The following is a 20418-nucleotide window of genomic DNA, read 5'->3' on the forward strand; positions in this document are numbered from 1 at the left end:
TTAACAGTTGACAGTTGACAGTTGACAGTTGACAGTTTGAGACCGATGTCTACCTAGAAGGAAGAGGATTGGAGTAATGAATGGTCTGATTTTAATTTCTCCCTAAAACGGAGAGGCTTTCAACCAATTCTTTCTGGTAAAATCACTGGAACTAAATGCTCTGATTTGAGATTTTAGGTCGAATAAAATATCTCAAATCGAAATTTTGTAGTGAGGACTGAAGTCCTCAGGGAATAGGACTAAAGTCCTCACTACAAACCTGTTTGATGGTGGCTGTTCGATCGCAAATATAGCAATTGCCACAGCGGTGAGGACATAAATAACCTCATGAATATAGCCGATACCCGTCAAGCATAAATGGTTTGATTCCCGTACTATGCAACTGTCAACTGTCCACTGCCAACTGTCCGCTGCTATATCATATCGGTTGTTGCGCGACCGGGATTCTGGGTTTGGGTTTGGCGATCGACATTAGCGGATCGCCGATGGTGGCCACCTTCCAGGGCGGGGATTCTAGCTGGCGGGCTGCGATTAAAAAAGGTGCCCCTCGTTTTAGGCGATCGACCATTATTTTAGGTGGAATAAATGCAGATAACAAAGGTTCGTTGACGCTGCCGACATAGGCGTAAGCACCATTTTGCAACCACCTGCCAGCAACGGTATTTGCATCATCTGGATCTGATGCTGACCAACTGTGAATCATGTGGATTGCTGCGGGAAATTTCAGTTTTGGTATATCCTCAACCAAGGCGTCGCCGTTACCGACTTGGAATGATTTGGGATAGCCTTTGGAATTCATTAATATTAAGTCAAATGTCCACGGCTTTGAAGCTAAACTGCGCCACAATTGGAGAGTAGATTCGGGTTTTTGCACTAATTCGACATTCAAACCTATGCTTTTTAGTCCGCTAGCTACTGACTCCATTTCATATTTTCCCCAATTTCCTTCTTTTGGGTAACTGTCATACAGCATAGCTGTTTCGCTGTCGAGAAATATGGCGCACATGGCTTGATAGATCGATCGCACTTGGGAACCGTAAATCCAGCCAGCCGCGGCCCAGCGTTCACCGTTGGGATGTCGCCCCAAACCGTCGGTAACAGCCCATTGTTCGTCTTGCTTTTGGGGGGATTGATATTTTACTGCTAGTTGGCGTACAATCGTGATTGTGTCGATCGCATCTCCGAGTTGCGAGTAAAAATATCCGGTAGATTCGACAGCTTTGGTAACTGCTGTTTGCAGAGTTTTCCACTGGGCAGTATTAAGATTATCGTTGGGTTTTCCGAAGTTGCCTTCGACAAATACTAAGGGTTGGCCGCGGGCCGCTGCTAAGGCCACTGCTGCTAAACGTGCGGGGTCATTTTCAGATGTGATGACTACTCCTGGCGGTTCCCAGCCGAGTTCTCTCCATTTTGCTTTTAAGGTTTGAGTATCCGTGGCATTCCAGGCTGCTGCTGTTGCCTTCAGCATTAATTGTTGGAGTTTTTGACCTTTTGGGATCTCCTGTTTGATGCTGGGTAAACGGACAATTTCTTCGGGTTGGAAGCGCTGCAAAAACATCGGTGCATATTTTTGATCTTCGATGAGAATCGGCCAGTGTCCTTTGAAATTCCACTTTTGGATTGCGGCTAAGAATGTGGCTTCGTCGGGGACTAAAACAATGCGGTTGACTGTTGGGATGTTGTCCCGGATCAGGCCGACTCGCAGGCCTATTTGCACTGCCCAGGGTTCTTGTTTGGCTGATGGGGGGAGTTGGAAAGGTTTTTTGAGCAGGCGATCGCACCCAACAGCGATTGTTGCTATGATGGAAATAAGGGCGATCGCTAGCAATTGAAGTTTTAACTGTTTTTTCATGAGGGAAGGGAAGAGCAGCAAAAAACTCGTAGCTTGCGGGGCGGAACGCCATCGCCAACACTAGAAATTATAGGTATATTTTTATACTAATCCCGGATTTTCGAGGCATGACACAAAGAAAGATTGTAAGTGCGATCGGGATGGCGACTGTTTGGGCGATCGGCTTAGCAACTACAGGTTTAATAATTTTCGCAGCCAACGGTTCCTCAGTCAAGCATCAAGTCCGACAATTGCTGACAGCGAGAGAATGCCGGGGGTGCAATCTTTCCGGGGCTAATTTGAGTGCAGTTTTTCTCGAAGGCGTCAATTTAGAAAATGCTAACCTCAAAGATGCCAATTTGTGGAGTGCCCATTTGGTAAATGCTAACTTGAAACAGGCAAATTTGGCTGGTGTTTACCTGATAAGCAGCAATTTAGTAGGGGCAAATTTGGAGGTAAGTAATTTAGAAAAGGCGTTTTTAGAAGATGCTTATTTGGGAGAGAGTAACTTGAAAAAAGCTAACTTAACAGGTGCTTTTATGAAAGGTATTTTTCTGGTTAATGCTGACTTAGAGGGGGCGAATTTGGAGGGGGCAAATCTGTGGATGGCGAATCTGGAAGGTGCTAATTTGAAGGGTGCTAATTTGAGGAATGCTTTGCTGTTGGAGACAAATTTGACCGGGGCGAATTTGAAGGGGGCGGTGATGCCTGATGGTACGCGGCATGAATGAAAGTCAGTTGATAGTTGACATCAGTCATTAGTCAGGGGAGAGGGCGATCGCACCTGTAACCTTTATTTCCCCTTATTTGGTGAGGGAGTGAAGGGGTGAGGTGCGATCGGGATTCTAATAGCTAGCAGTTTGGGTTAGGAAGGGCGATCGAACTGATGGAGCAAATAAGGGCGATCGCCCTGAGACTCGAACTCAGTCAGCGAGCAGAATGTCAATTGCAAACGCAGGAACTTTTCAAAGCTATCTAGAAACTCGATGCAACCACATTGTTGCAGTAGATTCGATCGTGCTGCTGTCCCAAGTGTCATAAAAACCTAAAGCTTCACGCCAATTAAAGGCATTACCACCGGAGGATATCAATTTACGACTATATAACTTGTTTTCGCCCTTGTTATCTGGTGAAAATTGGGAGTTTTTTCGATAGCCTCCGTAGAACCATTCTCCGGCTGGATCGTTCACAAAAAAGTCACCATTGTTGTTATAACCGCGAATAACTAAAATGTGACCCGGCTCTGTCCAATAACCATGCAATATACATATCTCACCAGAATCGAGAGACCGAGTGATGTCTGAAAGACTCCCCCTCAGTGTCAAATCATCTCTCAAGCCTAAACCTTCTAACAATCTTCTGATTCCATCGGGAGAACCGTGATCTATTCCCAGCCGATCGAAACGTTCTTTTACATCATCCTCGTACTGTGGCCAGGGGCCTAAATCTGCAACTTGAAAATACTTGAGACACATTGCTGCGCTTGTAGAACCGCAAGTGATCTTTGGAGCAATTTCGTTATCGTATTGACTGAAATAGGGAACGTTATGATTGACAGCCATAATTTACCTCAAGCTAAGTGTTGTATTGGAATAATAAATATGGTGTTAGCAGCTTTTGCTCTGCTTTAACTCCATCAAAACCCAAAGTAGATAGCCCTGCCGGTGAGAAAAAGTGACAGACTTTTGTAAAGATTTGTCAGCCATGAATAGGCTCTTACTAGATAGCCTGTGGCAAAACAAGTCGCTTCAGTAATGCGTCAAAATCTACATCAGGATTAGAGACATTAAAATCAAAATCATTCCGCATTCCAATTTCCCCAGCATACTGCCAAAAAAGCACCGGGCAAGGAACATCTGTACTAGGCTGAGCTTTAAAAGCATCAAACTCTAAAGGTGGAATTGGGATGCTGGGTGTGCGGAACCTGTTATCAAATCTAGCAATCCATAATCCGTGACATTCCGCACCTCTATTCATTGCTTGTTTGAGGGAGGTTGATGTTTGATCGTCCTGCGATCCCAAGTAAACGCAAGGTAGCATTTTAATTTTGGAACTGCTAGCTATAACTGCTTTAGACCATCCGAGATAATATTCTGTAGATAGTGGATCGCTTGGCTCAACATCTAAAAAGAAATAAAATTCTCCGCCTTGAGATTGGAGATAATCTTCACCAAAAGTTGCCAAGAAATCCAATGCTTGATCTGTACCATCAATATCACCTTCTCTCTCTCCAAATCCAACTCGTGTTGTGAAACGACCGATCGGCAAGACGCGAATATTATTTCTCCTAAGTATGTTGTTTTCTTCACGTTTTTTGTATTCTCCAAACCCTGAAAAGTCAGTTCCGCTAAAATAGCGACCCCAGTATGCAGGTTTAGCCCCACCTAATAATCGAGTTGCGCCACCAACAATCAAATCTGAATTGACGTTGATGGCTGAGTCAGCACCTTGAACTCCAATATTAAGATTGCCTGCGATCGATATATGTCTCTCGAAGACAAACCAATCTTTGCTTCCTTTAATTGGATTAGCAAGCACTATTTTAAGATGACCAAATTGAGCCTTGGAAAATTCTTCTATTTCAAGTATGTCACTTTCCTTGAAATCAAATTTTTCATCATTAGATAGTTCTGTTGACTGTATGGGACGTTTTTTCAGAACAGTATCGACAATAGCCTTTAACTTCATTGCTTTATTCTTCCAGATGAGAATGTTGAGTCAGAATCAGCCAACAAAGATGAATACTGCTTTGAGAATGCAATAAGCTTGCTTGTTTGACTCTGAATAGTTTGACTTTCCCCATCAAACCCTAAAACGATCGCCCTGGCGGTGAGAAAAAGTGACAAGCTTTTGTAAACTTACGTAAATTCACTCGATCGATTTGAGATTTTACCTTATCCCAAATCCGAGTTCAATTAGACGCGGTTTCAACCGCCGAGTATAAAAGGGACTACCTTGCGGTTAATTAAGTAAATTTGTTTTCTATCCTGAAAAAGAACCCCCACTCAGAATATTCGGTGAATATAGTAAATAGTTCAAAATAACAAACTATGACAGCACAAGAGGCGATCGCCCTAATCGACCATCTGTTACAATCCGCAAACAAACAGCAAAAACTCACTGACATTCAATCCCACGTCTTTCTGGAAACTTGGGAAGGACACTCTTATCAAGAGATAGCCGATCGCCTACTTTACGAACACGACTATATCAAACAAGTCGGTTCGCATTTGTGGCGAAATCTCTCTCAAATTCTTGGCGAAAAAGTCTCAAAACAAAATCTGCAAGCAGTCTTGCGCCACTACCAGCAGAGCAGTGCGGGCATCCAAGATTGGGGAGAAGCGATCGATGTTTCCTATTTTTACAACCGCTTGCAGGAATTAGAAACATTAGAAACTTGGATTAGCGGCGATTCTACCCGTGCGATCGGTATTTTTGGAATTGGCGGTATCGGCAAAACTTCTCTGTCTGTCAAACTCGCCCAGCAAATTCAATCTAAATTTGAATTCGCGATCTGGCGGAGTTTGCAGCAAGCACCGACATTAGATGCTATCCTCAGCGATATTTTACCAATTTTAACTAATTCATCAGCCGAAACCAATCACTCTATTCATGCTCTCATGGAACAGTTGCGGCAAAAACGCTGTTTGTTAATTTTCGACAATCTGGAGTCGATTTTGCAAGCAGGAAATCGCAGCGGACAATATCAACAAGGTTATGAAGATTACCGACAGTTATTTGCCCGCATTGCTGACGAACCACACCAAAGTTGTCTGATTTTAACCGGACGAGAACAACCCGGCGGGTTTGCTGTGCGATCGGGTGAAAATTTGCCCGTGCGATCGCTCAAACTCTTCGGCCTTTCGCCACCTGTATGCCAGCAAATCCTCGCTGATAAAGGATTAAAGGTAACGCTATTGCAATGTCGAGATATTGTAAATTATTTTGGTGGCAATCCCCTCGCCCTGAAACTTGCTGCAACGACTATTCAAACACTTTTTGGTGGTGACATTCACGCATTTTTAGTGCAAGGAAATACTGTTTTTAGCGATTTGTGGGATTTGCTCGATCGCCAATTCGATCGCCTGTCTCCCCTGCAACAACAAATCATGTACTGGTTAGCCATTAACCAAGAAGCAGCGACTCCTGCGAAGCTAAAAGCTGAAATTTTGCCCGAAGTTTCGGGACGGCAACTGATGGAAGCATTGGAGGCGCTGGCCGAGCGATCGCTGATTTTCGATGAGCGATCGCTTAATTATACCGCATCCACCAGTTTAATGCTACAACCTGCGATCGCCGAGTATGTCAGAGAACGATTGCTCGAACGAAACTGTCGTTCGAGCAATATCGAACTTTTAATAAATGCCCGGAATTAGTTTTTTTACTCGCTGGCGGTATTCTGAATAGTCGGGATATTTATCGCTCAACCAAGTTTCTTCGCGTCTGGATTTGATGTCAAAAAATATTAGTAAAATTGCAGTCGCTATTAAATGAGATAAACTGAATTGAAAGATTGTCCAGCCGAGGGCTGCGAAGATGCCGCCGCTGTACAAGGGATGCCGCACTATTCCGTAAATGCCTGTTTGGACTAATTCTCCGTCTTCTCTGGGATAGGGTAAAGGTGTGAGGTTTTTCCCCAAATCTATCAGTCCTTTGATGATGAAAGTTAATCCGATAGAGCTGAGAATACTTGCTAAAAACCAGGTAAGATAAATTAATTGAGTTGATTGAATTTTGAATCCGGGTAGTTGATAAACTGGTAAGATTGTAAATGCTGCAAGTAATACTAATTGCAGAAAAACTAAATATTCGCCCCGGCTGTTGTTGCTCCAGCCTTGGCGCGTGAAACCCCAGTCAGTTAATAGTTTTTTCATAGGAAGAGGAAAGTTCGGCTAGGGATTGTGGAACTGACATTTTTGGGCGCATCTGGTAGATTGTTTGTAGTTGTGCGATCGCGTTTAAAGAGCGCTAAAGCGCAACTACGTACCTCGGATAAAGCGCTCAAGCGCAACTACATACCTCGGATAGAGCGCTCAAGCGCAACTACGTACCTCGGATAGAGCGCTCAAGCGCAACTACATACCTATTAGAGATTTATTCTCGCCAGGGACGTGTCATTAGTTCTAGTTGGTTGACTTCATCTTGGCTTAAAGTCCAGCCTAGGGCGCCTGCGTTTTCTTCGGCTTGTTTTGCGGTTTTGGCGCCGGGAATTGGGATAACTCCGTTTTGGGCTATTAACCAGTTTAGGGCAACTTGCGCGGGCGTGCGATCGCGCTTTCTCCCCATTTTTCGCAAGGTAGACATGACTAATTCGATTTTTTCAAGGCCCACTTTGCCGAATCGGGAGTCCATTTTGCGGGCTCCTGTAGGTGGTTCTTGGGCTGTGTATTTGTCGGTGAGCAATCCTTGGGCTAAGGGGCTGTAAGCTAAAATTGTTACTCCCAATTCCGAGGCTGCACGTACAATTCCTTGTTTTTCTACTTGCCGCGATAGCAATGAGTAACGGACTTGATTTGTTGCTAGGGGGACGCCTCTGGCTGCTAGTATTTTGTGAGCTTCGCGCATCTGTTCTTCGGAATAGTTGCTGACTCCTACTGCTTGAATTCTGCCTTGTTTTACTTCGTCTGCTAAGGCATTCATCAGAGTTTCTTGACTCAGTAAAAAACTAAAAGGCCAGTGTACTTGGTAGAGGGTTATTTGTTCTACTTGCAACCGTTTTAAGCTGGCACTCAAGGCTTCGGAAACTGATTTTCCGGTAATCCGCCAGGGTACGGGGCCGAATTTGGTGGCTATTTGCACGGGTTGGCTAGTTTTTTTGATAAACTGTCCCAGCAATTCTTCTGACAAGCCGTTACCGTAGACTTCGGCTGTGTCGAAAAAGTTGATTCCGGCATCTAGGGATGTGTTGAATGCTGCTTCTACTTCGGCGGCGCCGTAGTTGCTGCCGTAGTTCCAAAATAGTTTGTCGCCCCAAGCCCAAGTTCCGACGCACAGGGGAATGACGGCTGGGCCATTTTGTCCTAGGGTGATAGTTGTCACGGTTGGTAAATCCACAGTTATAGCAGTTGACAGTTGACAGTTGACAGTTGACAGTTACATAGTACGGGAATCAAACGGTTTATCGATCGCGGGATCGGGGATCGATTCATGAGGTTATTTATGTCCGCGCTTTCAGGTGGCGGTTGCTATATTGATTCTCTTTATTTTTATATGAATAATGTCATTTGAGCTTCTAGCTGTGGGTATAATGGCGGCCGATTGCAATATCTCAGTTACTATAAATTCAAATGTTGTCTTTATTTGAAAAGTTATGCCGATCGACCGTTTGCCAGATTCTACATTAACAGATTCCACGACTGCTGCCCAAAAGAGAATTGACCTCGCGACGATGTTCCGCCTGGGCTTGTTTCAGATGGGGCTGGGCATGATGTCGATTTTGACCCTGGGGGTACTCAATCGCGTGATGATTAAGGAGTTGGCGATTCCGGCTACTGTGGTGGCTGGTACCCTGGCGATGCACCAGTTTGTGGCGCCAGCGAGGGTATGGTTCGGGCAAATGTCGGATGCTAAGCCTTTGTTTGGCCATCACCGCACGGGTTACGTGTGGATGGGAGGGCTGTTGTTTGTGATTTCGGCTTTTTTGGCGGTGCAGGTGATGTGGCGCTTGGGCGCTAGTTTAGACGCTGTGGGGTGGACGACTCCGACTTACGGCTGGGTGGGTTTGCTGGGTTTGGTTTTTGCAGTTTACGGTATCGCGATTTGTTCGAGCTCGACTCCTTTTGCTGCTTTGTTGGTGGATGTTTCCGATGAGGAAGATCGATCGAAGTTGGTGGGTGTGGTGTGGTCGATGCTGATGGTTGGTATTATTATCGGGGCGATTGTCAGCAGCGGTTTGCTGAAGCAGATTGATGGGGATGTGCCGCGGGAAGTGTTGCAGGCTTCGATTAATGGTTTGTTTGTGAAGGTGCCGGCGGTGGTTTTGCTGTTGGTGGGGATTGCAACTTTTGGGGTTGAGAAGAAGTATTCGCGTTACGGGGCGCGATCGATCGCAGTTAATCGAGAAGATAAGATTACTTTAGGAAGTGCGCTGCGGATTTTGACTGCTAGCCGCCAAACTGGTTTGTTTTTTACTTTCCTGCTGGTGATGACAATTTGTTTGTTTATGCAGGATGCCGTTTTGGAACCCTACGGCGGGGAAATTTTTAAGATGCCGATTTCGGAAAGTACGCGGTTGAATGCTATTTACGGTACTGGTGTTCTCATCGGTTTGAGCGCAACTGGTTTTTTAATTGTGCCGCGGATTGGCAAGCAAAATACGATTAGATTGGGTTGTTTGTCGGTGGCGGCTTGTTTTGGCTTGATTATTTTATCGGGATTTACTGGTAATCCCATTGTGTTTAAGTCGGCTTTGATGTGTTTCGGGTTAGCTTCGGGAATTACGACGACGGGCGCGCTGAGTTTGATGTTGGATTTGACGGCTGCGGAAACTGCGGGGACTTTTATTGGCGCTTGGGGTTTGTCGCAGGCGATGGCGCGGGGTTTTGCTACGGTTAGCGGCGGTGCTATTTTGGATTTTGGCAGGACTTTGTTTGGAGTGCCGATGTTGGCTTACGGGTTGGTTTTTGCAGTGCCGGCTGTGGGTATGATTTTCGCTTTGTATCTGTTGAGTCTGGTGGATGTTGCAGAATTTCAGGATAATGCTAAAAGTGCGATCGCAACTATCCTTGAAAATGAATTAGACTGAGAATACCGGGCGGTTGAAACCGCGTCTATACAGACCAAACCCGCCTCCGCGGGTTGAAGAAAGTTCTCTTCAGTCCGCGGAGGCGGACTTCGTTTTTGTAGACGCGGTTTCAACCGCCGTCTTCGTTTTTATCAGCGCGGTTTCAACCGCCGTCTTCTCCTACAAACCAATAACTAATGCAAGATTTTTGGAAGTCTATTCTAACTTTTTCTCAGACAACTGTCAAAACAATCGGACAGCAGTTTTTGAAAGATTTCGGTTCTGCACAAGCGGATGAGAAATCTGATGGCAGTTTGGTTACGCAGTCTGACAATTGGGCGGATGCAGAGATTAGAAATGCGATCGCACTTGCATTTCCCAGTCACGGGATTTTGAGCGAAGAAGGAGAGCACGTTTTACCCGATACTGAATGGTGTTGGGTTGTCGATCCTCTCGATGCTACCACTAATTTTGCTCGGGGCATTCCAATTTGGGGGATTTCTTTAGGTCTATTATATCGCGGAACTCCAGTTTTTGGCTGCGTGCATTTGCCACCCTTGAATCAAACTTTCCACGGTTTTTATGCAGAGAATTTGGCGGACGATCCTGTATTGACAAATATGCCTCAAGGTGCATTTTTAAACGATCGCCCGATTCGCCCGAGTGATGATAAACTGAGTGGAAATCATATTTTTAATTTGTGTTCGCGGAGTGTGGGAATTGGGCCTCATCTTCCGAGTAAAATTCGGATGTTGGGGATGGCTAGTTACAATTTTTTAATGGTGGCTTCCGGTGTGGCGATGGGAGGAGTTGAAGCGACTCCTAAAATTTGGGATATTGCTGGGAGTTGGGTAATTGTCAAGGCTGCGGGTGCGGTTTGGCTACCGCTGGAATCCCAAGCGATTTTTCCGCTGGAAGTGGGTAAGAATTATGCGAGGGTTTCTTTTCCAACTTTGGTGATGAGTCGCCAGGAATTAGTGTCGGTGTTTTTGCCGTTTGTTGAAGCTTGGAAGAAGAAAAAAATGGGCTAATCTTAAAGTCGCCTCGAACCCAATAGGTTCGATCGTTCGGACTTCAGTCCTTCTTTCTTGCGGACTTTAGTCAAATGGCACTGAAAAAGTGACAAAAAAAATCTGTAAGGCAAGATATACATAGATAATTGCCTTACAAACCAAAAGATCTCTTTCCCGGCAATGCCAAATCGTGCGTCCATTCTCTCTCCAACAATTTTTGCAGAGTGTTGCCTCACCTTGCCAGAAGCTGCTGCCAGATTCTGCCGTCCATTCGCTTCTAGCTTGGGAGAAGATCACCTACTACCAAAGCATCTACACACCAGTAGTCACCTTAACTTGTCACCAATGGGTCTTGCATAGGCGGTTGTGATTCGTTATGCTTTGCACGGTCTATGACCGTGCTTTTTCACCAGCCCCAAGAATGGTAAAATTGTCACAAGCCGAACAGAAAATTAGTCCCGAGCCCTTAATTGGTTACTCGATATCAATTTACTTCAAAATCCTCATAGGGAATCAACCTGAACTCTTGACGAAACATCTGCCTGGGCGGCCATACTTACCGCTTTGCTTCGCGCCTCTATAATTTGACCTATCTCGCGCCCCAAGCTTGGTTGGCGTTCAATCATTGTATTTACAGCATCTGAGTAGATGACAAGAACTTGCAAATCGTCAACGGCGGCGATTGATACCGGACTCGGTTCCCCACTAAATAGTGCCATTTCCCCAAAAAACTCACCACGCAAGATAGTCATTACCTCCAACTCCATGCCAAACTGGTTCCTGACTGTGACCTTAGCCTGACCCGCAATGATAATGTACAAAGCATTACCAGGCTCGCCTTGCCGGATGACTTTCTCTCCCGCACCAAACTTCTGTAAAATAGTTCCCTTACCTAAGTCATCCAAATTTTTGGGTTCTCTAGCTAAAGGCATAAATCCGGGAATTGAGTGCAGGCTTTGGGCTAACTTAGTTGAAGCGCTATCTGCCTTATCAGCAGGTTCCACAGGATACGAGTATCGGTAACGATATAACGTTAAGTTGTTTCGCTGCGCTGCGTACCAAATTCGCGTCATAAATCGATCGACTATCTGGTCTACATCCTCAAAGTTTTTGACAAAGAACTCCACCTCATACATAATTGCAGTCTCATCATAGGATTTGGTTTTAATATTTGGTTCCGGTTCCGCTAATACTCCTTGGGTAGCCAAGGCTGTACTTGTTAGTACCTGCTTCACGAGATTAGGCGGGCTATCGTAGGAAAAACCAATATTGAGGCGTTGGTTATAAATGCGTTCTGGTTGGCTGTAATTATGGATGATTCCTTTTCCAATGAACTGATGAGGAACGATTATCATCTGGCGCTGGAGAGTGAGCAGGCGAACCGATCGCCAATTGATATCAACTACCTCACCTTCGATATCTCCAATCCGCAACCAATCACCAACACTAAAGGGACGTTCTAGAAGCAGCGCCATGCCAGACATGACGCTACCTAGTGTGTCCTGAAGCGCCAAACCGATCACAATTGAGCTAACGCCCAATCCAGTAGCAAGACCGGCCAAATCAGCACCCCACACTGCCGCTAGCACGATCGCACTTCCTACAAGCACCAAAAAAAACTTAGAAAGATCGATCAGCAATTTGGGCATCCGTGCCCGCCATGTATTAGCCTCAGCTTCTTCAAACAAAATCACATTAAGCAGCGAGAGAGATGCGTAGATGGCAGATATCCAGAACAGTGTTGCTACGAGCTTGGGAAAATTCCCATTAACGTCAAGCTTCAGGACATTCCTGATTAAAATCATCACCATTAAGACCGGCAGGACAAGGTTTTTTATAACCAGCAGGGTAGTCGCCAGTGGTCTAGCGTGCCTTTGTAGGTGATAAATAACCTCTCCTAGTAAAACGACGAGGAGTGGGAACCCTAATCCGACAATTACTGCCCACATCTCCCAGTCGTTTGAAGAGCTTAAATTATTCATGGACTTCCTCCGATCCAACATTTACTGGAAGCTTATAACTTGTGATTTGCCAAGCTACTAACTTTTCTTTTCCAGATTCTTGAATTTCACCAACCAACTCAAAATCGTAGAGATCGTGCAGGCGATCGTAGATATCTTGAGACACAAAGATTGCGCCGGGGGGACAAGCCGACTTCAATCTATTGGCAATATTTACGCTCTCACCCCAAACATCATAGAGCAATTTATTTTTGCCAATGACACCTGCAACCACATCTCCTGAATTGATACCGATTTCTACGTCTAGATCCAAGCCTTTTTCATAATTAAATCGGTGGACAAACGCCAGCATTTCCAAAGCAAAATCCACCGTGCGTTTGTCATGATCCAAACGTGGCACACTCAGCCCGCATACAGCCATATAACCATCACCAATAGTTTTAATCTTCTCCAAACCGTATTTTTCGGTCATTTCATCAAAGGCTGTTACCAGTTCATCAAGCAGAGCGATAACTTCGGGAGCTGACATGGTTTGAGAGAGCTTAGTAAATCGATGGAGGTCGGAAAACAAAACCGAGACATGAGAAATCTGATCGGCAATTGCTCGATCGCCCTGTTTGAGGCGTTTGGCTATTGCGGGACTAAATATATTTAAGACTAATGCTTCATTTTCGCGATTTTTCTGTTGAATTAGTTGAGTTTCGGCACGAAGGCGGCCTATCGTTTGGTTAAATGATTTAGCTAACTCTCCAAATTCATCTTCTGAACCAGATTTAACCACCGCGTCAACTTCTCCAGCCCCCACCAGGCGGGCACTAGCGATTAACTTCTTGATGGGTCTGACAAAGATTGCGGTCAGCCACATGGCAACAACCGTGATTATCGCGATGATTGCAGTAGCTGCCATCACAATTGTTTTTTGAAAGGAGTGAATTGACGCATAGGCTTCCGAAACATCCATCTCCGCCAATATCACCCACCTCAATCCATCAATATCTAGTGGAGAATAAGAACTCAAAACAGGAATATGACGATAATCGTCGATCACCTGGGTGCCCTGTTTCCCAAATAACGCTTCCTTCACTCCTGTTGTTTGCGCTTGCTGTAGGAGGATTGTAGTATTGAACTCTTTGATTTTCTTGATGGTCTTTTCATCAGTACCGATAGAGGCTAGAATTTTTGCATGACCTTCTGGGTCTTCTATCTGGAAACGAGATGCAGAGCGCATTAGATAATCCGACCCAACCAGATAAGTTTCTCCTGAATCGCCCAGACCACTTTGTTTCCAATTTTTGTTACCAGTCATCACATTGTTAATTTTGTCAACGGGAAACTGGAACGCCAAAATACCAATAAATTCCGAGCCGTTAAAGATTGGAGCAGCGATAAAAGCCGCAGGCGCACCGTAGGAAGGGCTGTAGGGCTTAAAATCTACTATTTTCACATACCCCTTTCCCTTTGCCTGTCGTGCAGCGGCGATCGCGTTTGCTAGGTTACTCTCTTTGTAGGGGCCATCGATCAAGCTTGTGGTAAAGTCGGCTTCTTTAAAAACCGTATAGACAACAGTTCCTTCGCGATCGATCAAAAACATATCGTAGTAACCATATTTTTCAACTATATTGCGAAAAATAGGGTGGTAGAGGGCGTGAGCGCGGCTGTAAGCGCTGGCGTCGCCTGGAGTATCAAGGAGAAGTTTCTTGCCAACGGGGTTCGGATTAGCAGCGATGTAGTGGTACTGTAGGTAACGAGCAGCGGGTGTTTTTGGCCTGTATGCTGCCAGAACAGGCGAACCATCGTTAGTTCGCGTTAGTTTGGTTAAAAATTCTTTCTGGTAGTAGGTATCAATTTTTGCGTCAAAATTCGCTGGAATTTTAGACTTTTCAAGTTCGCTGTAAGCCGTCTTAAATTCCTGTAGGGCTGCGACTACTGTCAAGTCTTCGCTGAGGGTTTGGGTGTGGTTTTTAAGGTTTTCAAAATAATCTTGGATTTGATAAGCTTTCACAGCCCTAAGGCTGGTTAATTGGTTAAAGACTTTTTCGGTCAGAATAGCTTTCCCACTGCTAGAGCATATAAACGTGCTCGCAAGCATAGCGCAAAGGCTGACTACCAGCAACATGACTATGAGTTTTGTTTTTATACTTAAATGATTCACTAATTGCATAGGATTTTTCCTGAGAGTCTGGGTATTATTTCTTTCATCTCTAAGAAGTTAAAGAGTAATCTTTCACCATTGGTAGCGATCGCTTTTCATTTATAGAACCCATTTGACATTTTTTGGCGATCGGCTCACAACAGTCGCTCTACTGCCCAACAGCACAAAAAGAGAAATCCTGGATAGCAGATTCTAAGCTGCTGTGCATCGGGAGCATCTCAGTTTTGCAATAAGCATTTTTTGAAGAGCGAACTCTACTGACGTACTACGAACCTTTTTTGAACTCCCGACAGCACTGTAAATGCAAAACTGAGATGCTCCCTGCGCATCTATATTGTAGAATATCAACATATCATAGGCAAGCGATCGCCAGATATATGCCAGCCATAAACCATCTGTCTCAAGAGCTAAAACAAAGACTAATTAAACTTTTGAAAAATGCACATTGGCATTATAGTAGTGAAAATTTTTTAATTATCTTAAGAGTAACTTAGGGCAATATTGCTATAAGATTAGTAAGTTTATGGAGACTTATACACGGCAAAAAAAACACGATTAGCGGTGCTATTAGTCCCAAGATAATATGAGATTAATGATAATTAATTGCTCAATGGATAGCAAGGATTAGTGAGGTGTTTATCCAAATATTTTTAGTACCGGAACTCTGGGTGAGCGTGGTAGTAGTAATGGAGAATCTACCAGCACATAAAAAAGTCCCTCCTACTTTTGCTTCAACACCACTAAGGCAATATCATCAAAAAGTTTTCGCTCGCCAATATGTCGCATATTGAGTTACCTTGGTTAACCTATTCTCGGTCTTTACTTGTTGTTTTAACAGAGTTCGGTTTTTCAGATAAACCCCATCAGCCGTGGGTGAATTTTGGGGCTCGTGACTAGGGATAGATTTATCTCGAAAATAGTCGCTCTGCGTTGACAATTATAGAAAATATTGTATCAACCGATCGCATTACTTTGCAACAAAAACTAACAGGAATTACGCAGGGACGCTATATGTAGCGTGTCTGTGTTTGGACAATAGCGATCGCGCAGCGGTCTAAAAGTTGTTCGGGAGAAAATGAGAACAGAGTTTAAAGCAAGCTCAAGTTAACAAAAAATCGCGCATCCGAGCGAATTCATAGACTTCATATCAAAAACATTGTGCTAGAATCCATCAATACGTAGTCGTAGGTTGGGCACAGGCCGAGAAGAGCAATCTTCTTGCAGTCTAGGGGAGGTTGTAGGTCAGCCACCATTTGGGTCTTCCCAGTTGAAAGCCACCCTGCAACATGAGCCTGGAATCTGCAACCGCAGCCGAGTGCGGCTTTCGCGGTGGGAGTGTCGCGCTAGAATTAGCATTACGAGTTAACACTCGAACAAAAACGCTCGTTGTGCGAGCGTGACCTCAAAACGGGCACATAGCAGGTGGGAATAAACCATGTTTGAACGCTTCACAGAAAAAGCAATAAAAGTAATCATGTTGGCCCAGGAAGAAGCTCGCCGCCTGGGTCACAACTTCGTAGGGACAGAACAGATCCTCCTGGGTCTGATTGGAGAAGGAACCGGAGTTGCAGCCAAAGTCCTCAAATCAATGGGGGTCAACCTCAAAGATGCTCGGATTGAGGTCGAAAAAATCATCGGGCGCGGTTCGGGCTTCGTAGCAGTCGAAATTCCGTTCACCCCTCGCGCCAAGCGGGTTCTAGAACTGTCCCTCGAAGAAGCTCGCCAACTCGGACACAATTATATAGGTACAGAACACCTGCTGCTCGGCCTGATTCGTGAAGGTGAAGGAGTAGCGGCCAGAGTCCTGGAAAATCTGGGAGTAGATTTGTCGAAAGTCCGCACCCAAGTGATTCGGATGCTGGGAGAAACGGCAGAAGTCGCAGCCACCGGCGGCGGAGCTCGCACTAAAACCCCAACATTGGACGAATTTGGTGCCAACCTGACTCAAATGGCGGTTGATGGTAAGCTTGACCCCGTAGTCGGACGGCAAAAAGAAATCGAACGGGTAATTCAAATCCTCGGTCGCCGTACTAAAAATAACCCGGTACTTATTGGCGAACCTGGAGTCGGCAAAACTGCGATCGCCGAAGGTCTGGCCCAGCGCATCGCTAACAACGATATCCCAGATATCCTCGAAGATAAGCGCGTCGTTACCCTCGATATCGGCTTGCTCGTAGCTGGTACGAAATACCGGGGGGAATTTGAAGAACGCCTCAAAAAAATCATGGACGAAATCCGCACGGCGGGTAACGTGATTTTGGTGATTGACGAAGTGCACACTTTGATCGGTGCTGGTGCGGCTGAAGGGGCGATCGACGCAGCGAACATTCTCAAGCCAGCTTTGGCAAGAGGCGAACTCCAGTGTATCGGCGCTACAACCCTCGACGAGTACCGCAAGCACATCGAGCGCGATGCCGCCCTAGAACGCCGCTTCCAGCCCGTGATGGTCGGCGAGCCCACCGTTGACGAGACGATCGAGATTCTGTTCGGTTTGCGGGAACGCTACGAACAGCACCACAAGCTGAAAATTTTGGATACAGCCCTGGAAGCTGCCGCCAAACTGTCTCACCGCTATATTTCTGACCGCTTCCTCCCAGACAAAGCAATTGACTTGGTAGACGAAGCTGGTTCGAGAGTCCGCCTGATCAACTCCCAACTGCCGCCCGCAGCTAAGGAACTTGATAAAGAACTCCGCCAAGTCCTGAAAGATAAAGACGAAGCGGTGCGTTCTCAAGACTTTGACAAAGCAGGTGAATTGCGCGATCGAGAAATGACGATCAAAGCCGAAATTCGCGCGATTTCCCAAGCCAAAAAAACTGACTCGGCCCGCACCGGCGAAACCGACCCTTCGCCAGTAGTTACCGAAGAAGATATCGCTCAAATCGTCGCAAGCTGGACGGGCGTACCGGTCAACAAACTGACTGAATCTGAATCCGAAAAACTGCTGCACATGGAAGATACCTTGCACCAGCGCTTGATCGGTCAAGAAGAAGCAGTGAAAGCCGTTTCCCGTGCCATCCGCCGCGCTCGCGTTGGCTTGAAAAATCCCAATCGCCCGATCGCCAGTTTCATCTTCTCCGGGCCCACAGGCGTCGGCAAAACCGAACTGACGAAAGCCTTAGCCGGCTACTTCTTCGGTTCCGAAGACGCCATGATTCGGTTGGATATGTCCGAATACATGGAACGTCACACCGTCTCCAAACTTATCGGTTCTCCTCCTGGTTATGTCGGCTACAACGAAGGCGGACAACTGACAGAAGCAGTTCGTCGTCGTCCTTACACCGTCGTGTTGTTTGACGAAATCGAAAAAGCCCACCCCGATGTCTTCAATATGCTCTTGCAAATATTGGAAGACGGCCGCTTAACAGATGCCAAAGGTCGTACCGTGGACTTCAAAAACACGCTGCTGATCATGACCTCCAACATCGGTTCTAAGGTCATTGAAAAAGGTGGCGGCGGCCTCGGTTTCGAGTTCGGCGACAACCAAGCTGATGCTAATTACAACCGCATTCGCTCCTTGGTTAACGAAGAACTGAAGAACTACTTCCGCCCAGAATTCCTCAACCGACTTGACGAAATTATCGTCTTCCGTCAGTTGAACAGGGAAGAAGTCAAGGAAATTGCCGTTATCATGCTCAAAGAAGTGTTCGGCCGCTTGACAGAACAGGGAATCACTCTGGAAGTGACCGAAAAATTCAAGGAACGGCTAGTAGAAGAAGGCTATAACCCCAGCTACGGAGCCAGGCCCCTGCGCCGCGCGATCATGCGGTTGTTGGAAGACAGCTTGGCTGAGGAAATCCTTTCTGGCCGCATCAAAGATGGCGATATCGCTGTTGTAGATGTGGGCGACGATGGAATTGTCAAGGTGCTGCAAGGTCAAAAACGGGAATTGCTGCCCCAAGGCGCTGAGTAAGTGCGTTGAGTAAGTGCGATCGCGAGTAAAGTTTTAAGATCGCAAATTGCGCGATCGTAAATAACTCAAAATCAGCATATAAAAAAGGTAGAGAATCTTAATTCTCTGCCTTTTTTATGAATAAGAGTCAATAAAATTATAGGAGGAGTAAATGACATCTGAAGAAAAGAATTTTGGTACAGAAGTAGCAGAAAACCTACCTGATACTTCGACTTCGCTCAGCACAAGCCCGTGGTGGCAAAAAGCGTGGAAATCGCAGCGAGAAAATCTTCAGATTGTGATTATTGCTTTGGCTTTAGCAATAGTGATTCGAGCGTTGGTGGCAGAACCGCGCTTCATACCCTCAGATTCTATGGTACCAACTTTGCGCGTGGGCGATCGCGTCGTAGTCGAAAAAATATCCTACTACCTGGAACCTCCAAAAACTGGTGACATCGTAGTATTTGCGCCGCCGGAACAGTTGCAAGAACAAGGCTTTACCGCAGACCAAGCATTTATCAAGCGGGTAATTGGCTTACCAGGTCAAACAGTAGCTGTGAAAAAAGGTCTAGTTTACCTCAACGACAAACCCCTCGTTGAGAAATATATTGCCGAACCTCCTAAATACCAGTGGGGGCCTTATGTCGTCCCGGAAAATCAATACTTCGTGATGGGAGACAACCGCAACAACAGTAACGACTCTAGCAGGTGGGGATTTTTACCTAAAAAGAATATCATCGGCCGGGCTGTATTGAGGTTTTGGCCACTTGAGCGTATCGGACAAGTTTGAAGAAGTCAGTTGACAGTTGACAGTTGACAGTTGTCAGTTGTCAGTTGTCAGTTGTCAGTTGTCAGTTGTCAGTTGTCAGTTGTTATTGCAAGCCCAATGCCATAAAGACCCCATGCCCCATCCCTCGACTTCGCAATTCCCAATTCCCAATTCCCGATGCCCATGCCTTATCCTGTACGGAAATTTCTACTGATTTTTGCGCCTTGAGCGGTAGAGAGTTCCTCCGGCAACTGATAAAATAGTACCAAAAGCAGCGGGATTTCCCGCCTAGATCAAAATCACTTCAATATTAAAAATTAGGAAAGCTATGGGATTTTTTGATTCAGAAATTGTTCAGCAAGAAGCCAAGCTGTTGTTTGAAGACTATCAATCTCTCGTCGCACTAGGCGGGAATTACGGCAAATTCGATCGCGAAGGCAAGAAGATGTTCATCGCTCAGATGGAATCAATGATGGATCGCTACCGTATTTTTATGAAGCGCTTCGAGCTGTCTGAAGACTTCATGGCTCAGATGACTGTAGAGCAGTTAAAAACACAGCTAAATCAATTTGGCATCACGCCCCAGCAGATGTTTGAGCAAATGAACTCAACGCTGGAGCGGATGAAATCTGAACTGGAAAAGCAATCATAAGTTGACAATTGACAACTATCAACTGTCAACTGTCAACTGATAATTAACTAGCAGCCGGGAAGTCCCTCGGTGTATTTAGAGGGGATGAATCTCAATTGCTACGCTCCGTACCCCGACTAAATTACCGTAGGGATGAAAGGCTCGTCGGTCGGAGGAACACCAGCCCGACAATTAGACTCAGTTACCGCAAATCAATCTTTGGGAGAGTCTTGATTCTCAATATACTTCCTAAGTATGGAGACGGTAACACCTCGGCAAGAAGCAATAAAATACGAACTGCTCCACAAAACATCTTTACGATAAAACTCATTCACCCTTTCAGGGAATTCACCAAAAAACGAGCGAGAAGCCCCTGGCTTTAGACATGGGGAGGAAAGCGGCTGCGACTTCAGTCGCCTTGAATTAAACTCCATAGGAATAGCCAT

Annotated in this window: 15 protein-coding genes; 7 read left to right on the forward strand and 8 right to left on the reverse strand. The window is 45.6% G+C overall.

What is annotated here, in order from left to right; translation table 11 throughout:
* Positions 1-418: 418 nt before the first annotated feature.
* Positions 419-1852 carry a hypothetical protein gene (locus tag JGK36_RS29520; protein ID WP_293198100.1) on the reverse strand — a complete coding sequence of 478 codons (1434 nt, stop codon included), beginning with the start codon at positions 1850-1852 and terminating at the stop codon, positions 419-421.
* Positions 1853-1959: 107 nt separating this feature from the next.
* Here JGK36_RS29520 and JGK36_RS29525 point away from each other — a divergent pair, with 107 nt between their 5' ends.
* Positions 1960-2562, forward strand: a complete 603-nt coding sequence (locus tag JGK36_RS29525; protein WP_293198103.1) for a pentapeptide repeat-containing protein — start codon at positions 1960-1962, stop codon at positions 2560-2562.
* Positions 2563-2802: 240 nt separating this feature from the next.
* On the opposite strand, the gene JGK36_RS29530 is transcribed toward JGK36_RS29525, so the two are convergent.
* Both JGK36_RS29530 and JGK36_RS29535 read right to left on the reverse strand, forming a co-directional pair.
* Positions 2803-3393, reverse strand: coding sequence for a C39 family peptidase (locus JGK36_RS29530; protein ID WP_293198105.1), 591 nt, complete (start codon positions 3391-3393; stop codon positions 2803-2805).
* A 157-nt stretch (positions 3394-3550) separates the two neighbouring features.
* Positions 3551-4519, reverse strand: coding sequence for a hypothetical protein (locus tag JGK36_RS29535; RefSeq protein WP_293198107.1), 969 nt, complete (start codon positions 4517-4519; stop codon positions 3551-3553).
* A gap of 362 nt (positions 4520-4881) precedes the next feature.
* Between JGK36_RS29535 and JGK36_RS29540 the strand changes: the two genes are divergently transcribed.
* Complete coding sequence (locus JGK36_RS29540; RefSeq protein WP_293198109.1) at positions 4882-6207, forward strand: NB-ARC domain-containing protein; 1326 nt, start codon at positions 4882-4884, stop codon at positions 6205-6207.
* Here the strand turns inward: JGK36_RS29540 and JGK36_RS29545 are convergent.
* Both JGK36_RS29545 and JGK36_RS29550 read right to left on the reverse strand, forming a co-directional pair.
* Entirely contained in the window at positions 6187-6705 is a 519-nt protein-coding gene (locus JGK36_RS29545) for an isoprenylcysteine carboxylmethyltransferase family protein (RefSeq protein WP_293176081.1), read from the reverse strand. The genes JGK36_RS29540 and JGK36_RS29545 overlap by 21 nt on opposite strands.
* Positions 6706-6925: 220 nt before the next feature.
* Positions 6926-7870 (reverse strand): aldo/keto reductase, encoded by a 945-nt coding sequence (locus JGK36_RS29550; RefSeq protein WP_293176328.1) that lies wholly within the window; start codon positions 7868-7870, stop codon positions 6926-6928.
* 271 nt (positions 7871-8141) lie between these two features.
* Here JGK36_RS29550 and JGK36_RS29555 point away from each other — a divergent pair, with 271 nt between their 5' ends.
* Positions 8142-9575 carry a BCD family MFS transporter gene (locus JGK36_RS29555; protein WP_293176083.1) on the forward strand — a complete coding sequence of 478 codons (1434 nt, stop codon included), beginning with the start codon at positions 8142-8144 and terminating at the stop codon, positions 9573-9575.
* Positions 9576-9751: 176 nt separating this feature from the next.
* Complete coding sequence (locus tag JGK36_RS29560) at positions 9752-10585, forward strand: inositol monophosphatase family protein (RefSeq protein ID WP_293198112.1); 834 nt, start codon at positions 9752-9754, stop codon at positions 10583-10585.
* 485 nt (positions 10586-11070) lie between these two features.
* Here the strand turns inward: JGK36_RS29560 and JGK36_RS29565 are convergent, their stop codons facing one another.
* Positions 11071-12372 carry a mechanosensitive ion channel family protein gene (locus JGK36_RS29565; RefSeq protein ID WP_293176087.1) on the reverse strand — a complete coding sequence of 434 codons (1302 nt, stop codon included), beginning with the start codon at positions 12370-12372 and terminating at the stop codon, positions 11071-11073.
* 169 nt (positions 12373-12541) lie between these two features.
* Complete coding sequence (locus JGK36_RS29570) at positions 12542-14689, reverse strand: adenylate/guanylate cyclase domain-containing protein (RefSeq protein WP_293176089.1); 2148 nt, start codon at positions 14687-14689, stop codon at positions 12542-12544.
* Between the two features lie 1426 nt (positions 14690-16115).
* On the opposite strand from JGK36_RS29570, the gene JGK36_RS29575 reads away from it, so the two are divergent.
* From JGK36_RS29575 to JGK36_RS29585, 3 genes are all read left to right on the forward strand, one after another.
* The gene (locus JGK36_RS29575) at positions 16116-18593 is read left to right on the forward strand and encodes an ATP-dependent Clp protease ATP-binding subunit (protein WP_293176091.1); all 2478 of its coding nucleotides are present in this window, start codon (positions 16116-16118) and stop codon (positions 18591-18593) included.
* 151 nt (positions 18594-18744) lie between these two features.
* Positions 18745-19362 carry a signal peptidase I gene (gene lepB / locus JGK36_RS29580; RefSeq protein WP_293176094.1) on the forward strand — a complete coding sequence of 206 codons (618 nt, stop codon included), beginning with the start codon at positions 18745-18747 and terminating at the stop codon, positions 19360-19362.
* Between the two features lie 307 nt (positions 19363-19669).
* Positions 19670-19993: a DUF1825 family protein gene (locus JGK36_RS29585; protein ID WP_293176096.1), complete on the forward strand. Its 324-nt coding sequence runs from the start codon at positions 19670-19672 to the stop codon at positions 19991-19993.
* Between the two features lie 191 nt (positions 19994-20184).
* On the opposite strand, the gene JGK36_RS29590 is transcribed toward JGK36_RS29585, so the two are convergent.
* Positions 20185-20418 (reverse strand): transposase (locus JGK36_RS29590; protein ID WP_293198113.1); only part of this gene is annotated, 234 nt, incomplete at its 5' end.

This window comes from Microcoleus sp. PH2017_35_SFW_U_B, from assembly GCF_020737865.1.
Classification (GTDB): domain Bacteria; phylum Cyanobacteriota; class Cyanobacteriia; order Cyanobacteriales; family Microcoleaceae; genus Microcoleus.

What these genes read in the sequence shown, in the direction of transcription:
- JGK36_RS29520 (WP_293198100.1), bottom strand. Translation starts at nt 1,852, where the DNA reads ATGAAAAAACAGTTAAAACTTCAATTGCTAGCGATCGCCCTTATTTCC.
- JGK36_RS29525 (WP_293198103.1), top strand. Translation starts at nt 1,960, where the DNA reads ATGACACAAAGAAAGATTGTAAGTGCGATCGGGATGGCGACTGTTTGG.
- JGK36_RS29530 (WP_293198105.1), bottom strand. Translation starts at nt 3,393, where the DNA reads ATGGCTGTCAATCATAACGTTCCCTATTTCAGTCAATACGATAACGAA.
- JGK36_RS29535 (WP_293198107.1), bottom strand. Translation starts at nt 4,519, where the DNA reads ATGAAGTTAAAGGCTATTGTCGATACTGTTCTGAAAAAACGTCCCATA.
- JGK36_RS29540 (WP_293198109.1), top strand. Translation starts at nt 4,882, where the DNA reads ATGACAGCACAAGAGGCGATCGCCCTAATCGACCATCTGTTACAATCC.
- JGK36_RS29545 (WP_293176081.1), bottom strand. Translation starts at nt 6,705, where the DNA reads ATGAAAAAACTATTAACTGACTGGGGTTTCACGCGCCAAGGCTGGAGC.
- JGK36_RS29555 (WP_293176083.1), top strand. Translation starts at nt 8,142, where the DNA reads ATGCCGATCGACCGTTTGCCAGATTCTACATTAACAGATTCCACGACT.
- JGK36_RS29560 (WP_293198112.1), top strand. Translation starts at nt 9,752, where the DNA reads ATGCAAGATTTTTGGAAGTCTATTCTAACTTTTTCTCAGACAACTGTC.
- JGK36_RS29565 (WP_293176087.1), bottom strand. Translation starts at nt 12,372, where the DNA reads ATGATTTTAATCAGGAATGTCCTGAAGCTTGACGTTAATGGGAATTTT.
- JGK36_RS29570 (WP_293176089.1), bottom strand. Translation starts at nt 14,689, where the DNA reads ATGCAATTAGTGAATCATTTAAGTATAAAAACAAAACTCATAGTCATG.
- JGK36_RS29575 (WP_293176091.1), top strand. Translation starts at nt 16,116, where the DNA reads ATGTTTGAACGCTTCACAGAAAAAGCAATAAAAGTAATCATGTTGGCC.
- lepB (WP_293176094.1), top strand. Translation starts at nt 18,745, where the DNA reads ATGACATCTGAAGAAAAGAATTTTGGTACAGAAGTAGCAGAAAACCTA.
- JGK36_RS29585 (WP_293176096.1), top strand. Translation starts at nt 19,670, where the DNA reads ATGGGATTTTTTGATTCAGAAATTGTTCAGCAAGAAGCCAAGCTGTTG.